The organism is Trebonia sp. (genome assembly GCF_049794275.1).
In the GTDB taxonomy this organism is placed as follows: Bacteria; Actinomycetota; Actinomycetes; order Streptosporangiales; family Streptosporangiaceae; genus Trebonia.
Genome location: NZ_JBARCR010001183.1, coordinates 1 through 2563, shown reverse-complemented (window position 1 = coordinate 2563; position 2563 = coordinate 1). Strand labels below are relative to the sequence as shown.

Genomic DNA, 2563 nt, shown 5'->3' with positions numbered 1-2563 from the left:
CGTCCGTGCTGCTGGTGCTGGCGGCCAGCGACGCCAGGCGATGGGTCGCCATTGCCGGGCTCGTCGCCGCGGCCGTGCTCGGCGTGATCGGCGCCCGGGGCTCCGGGCGGGTCCCGTTCTATGCCGCGCTCGGCATCGCGGCCGTCGACGTGGTGCTGTTCGCCGCGGGCGGGGAAGCCCTGACGTCATGACCAGGATCGTCGCCGTGCGGTCCGCCTTCCCGGCCCACCGCTACCCGCAGCCGGACTTCACCAGGACGGTCGCCGAACTAGGCGGCCTCGGCCCGGCGCAGCGCGCCCTGCTCGAACGGCTGCATGGCAACGCGGGCGTGGACACCCGGCACATCGTCTTGCCGCTGCCGGACTACGGGACCCTGCGCGGGATCGTGGCCACCAACGACCGCTACATCGAGGAGGCTCTCGACCTCGGCGAGCGCGCGCTGCGCGGCGCGCTCGAGTCGGCCGGGCTGACGCCCAACGACGTGGACCTGCTGATCGTCACGTCGGTGACCGGGGTGGCCGTGCCATCGCTCGACGCCAGGCTCATCCCGCGCCTCGGGCTCCGGGCGGACGTGAAGCGGCTGCCGATCTTCGGCCTCGGATGCGTGGCCGGCGCGGCCGGGCTGGGCAGGCTGCACGACTACCTGCTCGGCTGGCCGGGGCACACCGCGGCGCTGCTGGCGGTCGAGCTGTGCTCGCTCAACTGGCCCGCCACGGACATGACGACCGCGGATCTCGTGGTCAGCGGGCTGTTCGGCGACGGGGCGGCGGCCCTGGTGGCGACCGGCGCACGGGCCGTCGGCGGGCGGTCGGCTGGCGGGCCGCGGGTGATCGCGTCGCGCAGTGAGGTGTACCCCGACAGCGGGGACACGCTGGGCTGGCGGCTTGGCTCCGACGGCTTCAGGATCGTGCTGACGGCGGAGCTCGCGGACGTGGTGGAGCAGCGGCTGGCGGGGAGCGTGACCTCGTTCCTGGCCGCCCACGGGCTGACCGTGGACGACGTCAAGAGCTGGGTGTGCCATCCCGGCGGGCCCAGGGTGATCGACGCCGTGCAGAAGAGCCTCGAGCTGCCCGACAGCGCGGTCGAGGCGAGCCGCCGGTCGCTCGCGGAAGCCGGCAACATGTCCTCGGCGTCGGTGCTGCACATCCTGGAGCAGGTCGCCGCCAACGGCCGGCCGCCACCGGGGTCAGCTGGCCTGATGATCGGGCTTGGGCCGGGAGTCAGCGCGGAACTGGTATTGCTGCGATGGTGAGCTAGTGGACGTTTACTGGGGTCTGCTCGCCGTCATCGCACTCGAGCGGGTGGCGGAACTCGTCGTGTCACAGCGGCATGCCGCCGCGAGCCTGCGCAACGGCGGTGTCGAGTACGGCCGGGGGCACTTCCCCGTCATGGTGGCGCTGCACGTCGGGCTGCTGGCCGGCTGCGTGGCCGAGCCGCTCTTGCTGCACCGCACGTTCATCCCCGCGCTCGGCTATCCGATGCTCGCGGTCGTGGTGGCGGCGAACGCGCTGCGCTGGTGGTGCATTGCCACGCTGGGCCCGCGGTGGACGGCGCGGGTGATCGTGATCCCCGGGCTGCCGCTGGTCAGGTCGGGGCCGTACCGGTGGTTCGCGCACCCGAACTACGTCGCCGTCGTCATCGAGGGTGCCGCGCTGCCGCTCGTCGGCTCGGCCTGGATCACCGCGTGCACGTTCACCGTGCTGAACGCGGCGCTGCTCACGGTGCGGCTGCGCTGCGAGACCCGCGCGCTCGCCGCGGCGCAGCTCTCGCCGGTGTCGCTATGACGGGTGCCGCCCAACGGAGGCCCTGTGATGGAGGCCCTGTGGTGAAGGCACTGTGGTGAAGGCACCGTGATGGAGGCCCTGTGGTGAAGGCACTGTGATGGAGGCACTGTGATCGACGTGCTGGTCGCGGGCGGCGGACCCGCCGGGCTGGCGACCGCCATCAGGTGCGCGCAGGCCGGGCTGTCGGTCACCGTGGCCGAGCCGCGGGCCGTGCCGATTGACAAAGCCTGCGGCGAGGGCCTGATGCCGTCGGCGGTGGCCCGGCTGGCGGCGCTCGGCGTCCGCCCGGCCGGGCACCCGCTGCGCGGGATCCGGTACTTGGACGCCAGCCACCGCGCCGACGCGCGCTTCCGGCACGGCGACGGTCTCGGCGTCCGCCGCACGACCTTGCACGCCGCGCTCGCGGCGCGGGCCGCGGAGCTATCGATCCCGGTCCTGCCGGTGCGGGTGACGTCTGTCATCCAGGACGGCGGCGGGATCACGGCGGCGGGCCTGCGGGCAAGGTACCTGGTCGCCGCCGACGGGCTGCACTCGACGGTCCGGCGGGCCTGCGGGCTGGACCCGCGGCGCGCTCGCCAGCCGCGGTTCGGCTTGCGCCGGCACTACCGGCTCGCGCCGTGGACCGACCTGGTCGAGGTGCACTGGTCGGCGGGGACCGAGGCGTACGTCACGCCGGTCGCTGACGACCTGGTGGGCGTCGCGATCCTGGGCGGCGCGCACGGCGACTTCGCGTCCAGGCTCGCGGCGTTCCCTGCGCTGAGCGAGCGGCTGGCTGGGGC

3 protein-coding genes and 1 pseudogene are annotated in these 2563 nt (G+C 73.9%); all 4 read left to right on the top strand.

Annotation, left to right across the window (positions count from 1 at the left end; translation table 11 throughout):
* Positions 1–191: pseudogene (locus WA805_RS29250) on the top strand (hypothetical protein); the annotation flags it as partial.
* Complete coding sequence (locus tag WA805_RS29245) at positions 188–1252, top strand: type III polyketide synthase (protein WP_422340170.1); 1065 nt, start codon at positions 188–190, stop codon at positions 1250–1252. The pseudogene WA805_RS29250 and the gene WA805_RS29245, both read left to right, overlap by 4 nt.
* Positions 1253–1256: 4 nt before the next feature.
* The gene (locus WA805_RS29240; RefSeq protein ID WP_422280522.1) at positions 1257–1784 is read left to right on the top strand and encodes an isoprenylcysteine carboxyl methyltransferase family protein; all 528 of its coding nucleotides are present in this window, start codon (positions 1257–1259) and stop codon (positions 1782–1784) included.
* Positions 1785–1892: 108 nt separating this feature from the next.
* Positions 1893–2563 (top strand): NAD(P)/FAD-dependent oxidoreductase (locus tag WA805_RS29235; protein ID WP_425243934.1); only part of this gene is annotated, 671 nt, incomplete at its 3' end.

Bases quoted from the DNA above. Each gene is read 5' to 3' on its own strand.
- WA805_RS29245 (WP_422340170.1), top strand. From the start codon at position 188: ATGACCAGGATCGTCGCCGTGCGGTCCGCCTTCCCGGCCCACCGCTAC.